Origin of the sequence: Streptomyces sp. NPDC000151, from assembly GCF_040301705.1 — a bacterium.
Classification (GTDB): Bacteria; Actinomycetota; Actinomycetes; order Streptomycetales; family Streptomycetaceae; genus Streptomyces.
This window is the reverse complement of the sequence record NZ_JBEPFC010000238.1, coordinates 1-6412: the sequence shown is the minus strand read 5'-3', so window position 1 is coordinate 6412 and position 6412 is coordinate 1. Positions and strand designations below refer to the sequence as shown.

Genomic DNA, 6412 nt, shown 5'->3' with positions numbered 1-6412 from the left:
CGGGGCGCGGGCGGCTGGGGGCCGGGCTGGTGGCGGTCCCGGACGTGCCGCGGCCCGATCCGCGCACGGTCGTGCTGGAGAACCCGGAGGTCCCCGAGCGCAAGCGGTTCTGCAGCCGCAGCGACTGCGGGGCGCCGGTGGGCCGGGCGCGCAGCGGGCGGCCCGGGCGTACGGAAGGTTTCTGCACCAAGTGCGGCCACCCGTACAGCTTCATGCCGAAGCTGCGGGCCGGCGATGTGGTGCACGGCCAGTACGAGGTCGCGGGCTGTCTCGCGCACGGCGGGCTGGGCTGGATCTACCTCGCGGTGGACCGCGCGGTCTCCGACCGGTGGGTGGTGCTCAAGGGCCTGCTGGACACCGGCGACGAGGAGGCGCTGGCGGTCGCGGTCTCCGAGCGCCGCTTCCTCGCCGAGATCGAGCACTCCAACATCGTCCGCATCTACAACTTCGTCGAACACCTCGACCAGGCGACCGGCAGCCTCGACGGCTACATCGTCATGGAGTACGTCGGCGGCAAGTCCCTCAAGGAGATCGCCAACGGGCGGCGCACGCCCCAGGGGCGGCGCGATCCGCTCCCGGTCGAGCAGGCCTGCGCGTACGGCATCGAGGCGCTGGAGGCCCTCGGCCACCTGCACAGCCGCAACCTTCTGTACTGCGACTTCAAGGTGGACAACGCGATCCAGCAGAACGACCAGCTCAAGCTGATCGACATGGGCGCGGTCCGCAGGATGGACGACCGCGAGAGCGCGATCTACGGCACGGTCGGCTACCAGGCGCCCGAGGTCGCCGAGGTCGGCCCGTCCGTCGCCTCCGACCTGTACACGGTCGCGCGTACCCTCGCCGTCCTCACCTTCGACTTCCAGGGCTACACCAACGTCTTCGCGGACTCGCTGCCGGACCCCGAGCACATCGAGGTGTTCCGCCGCTACGAGTCCTTCTACCGGCTGCTCGTACGGGCCACGGACCCCGACCCGGCGCGCCGGTTCGCCTCCGCCGAGGAGATGGCCGAGCAGCTGACCGGCGTGCTGCGCGAGGTCGTCGCGCTGCAGACCGGCGAGCAGCGGCCCGCGCTCTCCCAGCTGTTCGGTCCGGAACTGCGGGTGGTCGACACCGAGTTGATGCCGGCGGTGGACGGGGACAGCTCGCTGCTGGGCGGGCGGGCCGCGCCGCCCGGCCGCTGGGGCCGGCGGAAGCAGACGGTCGCCGCCCTGCCGGGCCGGGGCCCGTCGGCGGGCCTCGTGGGCGCGGCACCGGCCACGCCGTCGATCCCGGCGCAGCTGTCGTACGAGGTGTCCCCGCTTCCCGGGTACGGCAGCCCGGGCCCCGTGCTGCGCACCGTGGACACGGCGGCCACCGTGCTGGCGCTCCCGGCGCCGCGGGTGGACCCCGGTGATCCGAACGCCGGTTTCCTGGCCGGTCTGCTGGCCGCGGCACCCGCCGAGCTGGTCGTCGCGCTGCGCTCCGCGCCCGCCGACTCCCTGGAGCTGCGGCTGCGCGACCTGCGGGCCCGGCTGGAGATGGCCGACGGGTCACTGGCCCAAAGAGTGCTGCGGGAGATCGAGACGGACCCGCTGGCCGACTGGGCGTCGGACTGGCGGGTGGTCTGGTACCGCGGCCTGGTGGCCCTGGCCACCGGCGACAAGGAGACCGCCGCGCTGTCCTTCGACGCGGTGTACGACGCGTTCCCCGGCGAGCCCGCGCCCAAGCTCGCGCTGGGCGTCTGCGCCGAGGTACTGGGCCAGCTGGACAACGCCGCCGAGTACTACCACCTGGTGTGGACCACCGATCACAGCTATGTGAGCGCGGCGTTCGGGCTGGCCCGGGTGCGGCTCGCGGCCGGTGACCGGATGGGCGCGGTGCGTGCCCTGGAGGCCGTACCGGAGTCCTCGATCCACTTCACCGCGGCCCGTATCGCCGCGGTACGGGCCCGGCTCCGGCAGCGCCCGGCCGGCGACCCGCTGCTGCCCGACCTGCAGGCCGCGGCCCGGCAGATCGAGCGGCTGGCGGACTTCGGGCTGGACGCGCAGCGCCGCGGGACGCTGACGACGGAGGTACTGGGCTGCGCGCTGGACTGGGTACTGGCCGGGCGCGCCGGGGAAGCGCCGACGCCCGGGGCCGTCCCCGTCCTGCTCGGCTGCGAGGTGGACGAGCGCGGGCTGCGCTTCGGCCTGGAGCGGTCCTACCGGCTGCTCGCCAGGCTGGCTCAGCGCGGTGATGAGAGGATCGAACTGGTGGAGCGGGCCAACCGCTTCCGCCCCAGGACGTGGGTGTGAGATGGCAGTGACAGGTCCTTCCCGGTGCCCGGGATGCGCCGAGCCGCTGGAGCCGGGGGACAACTTCTGCGGCGTGTGCGGTGCGGACATCTCCGCGGTGGCGCCGGACGACGCGGCGGCCGGGGCATACGGTGCGGCGGCCCCGCCGCCCGTTCCCGCGAACCGGCTCCCGGACGGCTCGGGCAGCTCGCCGGACAGCTCGGGCGGCTCGGACGGCGCGGACGGCGCGGACGGCGCGGACGGCGCGGACGGCGCGGACGGCAAAGCCGAAGCGGACGGCGTGGACGGCTCGGCAGCGGACGGCCCGGCCGATCCCCGTGAGTCCTTCGGCGCCAAGGTCTGCGTGGCCTGCCGTACCGGCACCGTCGACGAGGACGGCTACTGCGAGCACTGCGGCCACGCCCAGCCCCGCGAGCGCGATCACTTCGAGCGCGAGCTGGAGCGGGTCGCCGCCGTCAGCGACCGCGGCCACCGCCACCACCGCAACGAGGACTTCTTCACCGTCGCCGACGCCGCGCTCGCCGACGGCTCCCCGGCGGTGCTCGCCGTGGTCTGCGACGGCGTCTCCTCCGCGACCCGGCCCGACGAGGCCTCGCAGGCCGCCGCCGAGACGGCCGCCGAGTCGCTGCTGGCGGCGCTGCCCCGGGAGGCCCACCCGCAGCAGGCCATGCACGACGCGATCCTGGCCGCCGCCAAGTCCGTCGACGCGCTCGCCGAGACGCCCGAGCACCCGCGCGACCCGTACCGCCAGCAGAACGCCCCGGCCTGCACGCTCGTCGCGGCCATCGTGGCCGCCGGGGTGCTGACCATCGGCTGGGTCGGCGACAGCCGCGCGTACTGGATCCCCGACGACCGCACCGCGCCCGGCGCCCGGCTCACCGAGGACGACTCCTGGGCCGCGCAGATGGTGGCGAACAACCTGATGACGGAGGCCGAGGCGTACGCCGACGACCGGGCCCACGCCATCACCGGCTGGCTGGGTGCCGACGCGTACGACCTCCAGCCGCACACCGCCGCGTTCCGCCCTGACCGCCCGGGCGTGGTCGTGGTGTGCACCGACGGCCTGTGGAACTACAGCGAGGCGGCGGCCGAACTGGCGGCGCTGCTGCCCCCGGACGCAGGTGAACGCCCGCTGCACAGCGCGCGAACGCTCGTCCGCCACGCTCTGGACAGCGGGGGCCACGACAACGTAACAGTGGCCGTGGTGCCGTTCCCGGTCCCCACGACCGGGGCAGTATCGGCGTGAGTCACCGCAGCAACGCCACATCGCAGTAACTGCGGCAATCGCAGTGGAACGGTCCGGCACCTGGGGAGGTGCCGACGGGGGGACGGCCTGGGGTACTTCCGCCCGCCCGCATGCCGACGAGCACGACGGAGCGTCAAGGAGCGGAAGAGATGGCCAACTTCTCGAAGTCCACGGTCCCGCAGTTCTCCGTGGAGGTGTACCAGAACGAGTACCTCCCCGAGGGCGGCCGCGAGGTGCACGCCATCGCCACGGTCACCGCCACCGGCGGCGGCACCTCCGGCGGCCGGCCGCTCGCCGACGCCGCAGGTCAGCCGGTGCCCGCGCCGGGCGGCGCCCCGGACGCCGCTGTGGTGATCATGGTCGACTCCTCCGGCTCGATGGAGTACCCGCCGACCAAGATGCGAGGCGCCCGCGACGCCACGGCGGCGGCGATCGACACGCTGCGCGACGGGGTGGCCTTCGCGGTGGTCGCCGGCACCCACCAGGCCGCCGAGGTCTACCCGGGCGGCGGCCGCCTCGCGCAGGCGTCGCCCGCCACTCGCGCGCAGGCCAAGGAGGCGCTGCGGGGGCTGCGTTCGGGCGGCGGCACGGCGATCGGCACCTGGCTGCGGCTGGCCGACCGGCTGCTGTACTCCGCTGACGTCGCCATCCGGCACGGCATCCTGCTCACCGACGGCCGCAACGAACACGAGTCGCCCGAGGACCTGCGGGCCACTCTGGACGCCTGCGCCGGGCGGTTCACCTGCGACGCGCGCGGGGTGGGCACGGACTGGGAGGTCAAGGAGGTCACCGGCATCGCCTCGGCCCTGCTGGGCAGCGCCGACATCGTCGCCGATCCGGCCGGGCTGACCGCGGACTTCACGCGGATGATGGAGACCGCGATGGGCAAGGAGGTCGCGGACGTGGCCCTGCGGGTGTGGACCCCGCAGGGCGCCGAGATCCAGTTCGTGAAGCAGGTGGCGCCCACGGTCGAGGACCTGACCGGGCGGCGCACCGAGGCCGGGCCGCGGGCCGGTGACTACCCGACCGGCTCGTGGGGCGACGAGTCCCGCGACTACCACGTGTGCGTACGGGTCCCGGACGCCGGAGTCGGCCAGGAGATGCTGGCCGCGCGGGTGGCACTGGTGCTCCCTGCGCCCGGCGGCGGCGCACCCCGGACGCTCGCGCAGGGCCTGGTACGGGCCGTGTGGACGACCGACATGGCCGCATCGACGCAGATCGACCCGCAGGTGGCGCACTACACGGGACAGGCGGAACTGGCCCGGGCCATCCAGTCGGGACTGGATGCCCGTAAGTCCGGAGATGTCGACGGAGCGACCGCCCGGCTGGGCCGGGCCGTGCAACTGGCGAGCGCCTCCGGGAACGAGGACACTGCGAAACTGCTTGCGAAGGTGGTGGACGTCGTGGACGCGGTGACCGGTACTGTGCGGCTGAAGGCGAAGGTCGCGGAAGCGGACGAGATGACGCTCGAAACGCGCTCCACCAAGACAGTTCGCGTCAAAAAGTGACAAACGCATGACAAGCTAGACGTAAAACCGTTGGAAGACGGTACGGAGGGGGACATACCGACATGCCGACCTGCCCGAACGGCCACCAGTCAGTGGCCGAAGACTGGTGCGAGGTGTGCGGCCACCGCATGGCGGGCACTGTCGCTCCGCCGCCTCCTCCGCCCCCCGGCTTCCCCGGTGCCCCGCCCGAGCAGGCCCCGCAGCAGGGCGGCTACGGCTTCCCGCCCCCGCCGCCCCCGCCCGGCGCGGGCCACGCCCCCGGCCCCGGCACCGGCCAGGCCGAGCTGTGCCCGCAGTGCGGCACGCCGCGCGAGGCCATGGCGCCGTTCTGCGAGGGCTGCCGGTACAACTTCCTGACGCATTCCTCGACCTCCGCGTCGTACGGGGCGCCCGCGCAGCAGTCCGCGCCGCCGCCCGGCTTCCCGTCCCAGCCCGGCCCGCCGGACCAGTACGAGTACCAGGGCTCGCGGCCCTCGCAGGTGAACCGGCCCGCCGAGCCGCTGGGCCCCGGGCAGCAGCCGTTCGGCGCCCCGCCCTACGGCGAGCCGGGTCCGCCGCCGCAGCCGCAGGCCCCGCAGCCCCCGGCCCCGTCCCAGGGCGGCGACGACTGGCTGCTGCCGCCGCCCGGCGGCCAGCAGGCACCGCAGCCCCCGGCCCCGCCCGGCCAGCAGGGGCAGGGCCCGTACGCACCGCCCGCGCCGCAGGGCCCCGGGCCGCAGGGCCCCTTCGAGCAGCCAGGCCCGCCGCCCCCGCCGTACGAGCAGTCCGCGCCCTACGAGCAGTCCGCGCCCCCGACCCCGCCCGGCCCGTACGAGCAGCAGTCCGGCCCGTACGAGCAGCAGCCGTGGCCCCCGGGCGGCGAGGCTTCGGGGCATGCGCCGGCCGGTGCCGGCTGGGTCGCGGTGATCGCCCCGGACCGTGAGTACTTCATGGCGATGATGGGCCGCAGCGGCCCCGAGGCGGCCGGCCTGAACCTCCCCGCCTACTCCCCCGAGCAGCAGCTGCCGCTCAACGGCCAGCAGGTCACGATCGGCCGCCGCCGGCACAGCACGGGCGAGTCGCCGGACATCGACCTGGCGCGCCCGCCGGAGGACCCGGGCGTCTCGCACCAGCACGCGATGCTGGTGCAGCAGCCGGACGGCGGCTGGGCGGTGGTGGACCAGAACTCCACCAACGGCACGACCGTCAACGGCGGCGAGGACCCGATCCAGCCGTACGTCCCGATCCCCCTCCAGGAGGGCGACCGCGTACACGTCGGCGCCTGGACGACGATCACGGTCCGCCGCGGCTGAACGGTCAGCCGGGGCCGGGCAGCGGCCAGCGGTGGGGGCCGTCGGGGGCGTCCAGCCACGCCCACTGACGGTCCCCCGCCACCGTCACGCCGC

General features: G+C 74.8%; 4 protein-coding genes. All 4 read left to right on the top strand.

Annotation, left to right across the window (positions count from 1 at the left end; all coding sequences use genetic code 11):
* Nucleotides 1–2273 (top strand): serine/threonine-protein kinase (locus tag ABT381_RS34535; RefSeq protein ID WP_351601662.1); only part of this gene is annotated, 2273 nt, incomplete at its 5' end.
* A 1-nt stretch (nucleotide 2274) separates the two neighbouring features.
* Nucleotides 2275–3519 (top strand): PP2C family protein-serine/threonine phosphatase, encoded by a 1245-nt coding sequence (locus ABT381_RS34530; RefSeq protein WP_351601660.1) that lies wholly within the window; start codon nucleotides 2275–2277, stop codon nucleotides 3517–3519.
* Nucleotides 3520–3668: 149 nt separating this feature from the next.
* Nucleotides 3669–5027 carry a vWA domain-containing protein gene (locus tag ABT381_RS34525; RefSeq protein ID WP_351601657.1) on the top strand — a complete coding sequence of 453 codons (1359 nt, stop codon included), beginning with the start codon at nucleotides 3669–3671 and terminating at the stop codon, nucleotides 5025–5027.
* A 62-nt stretch (nucleotides 5028–5089) separates the two neighbouring features.
* Complete coding sequence (locus tag ABT381_RS34520; protein ID WP_351601655.1) at nucleotides 5090–6319, top strand: FHA domain-containing protein; 1230 nt, start codon at nucleotides 5090–5092, stop codon at nucleotides 6317–6319.
* The last annotated feature ends 93 nt before the right edge of the window (nucleotides 6320–6412 follow it).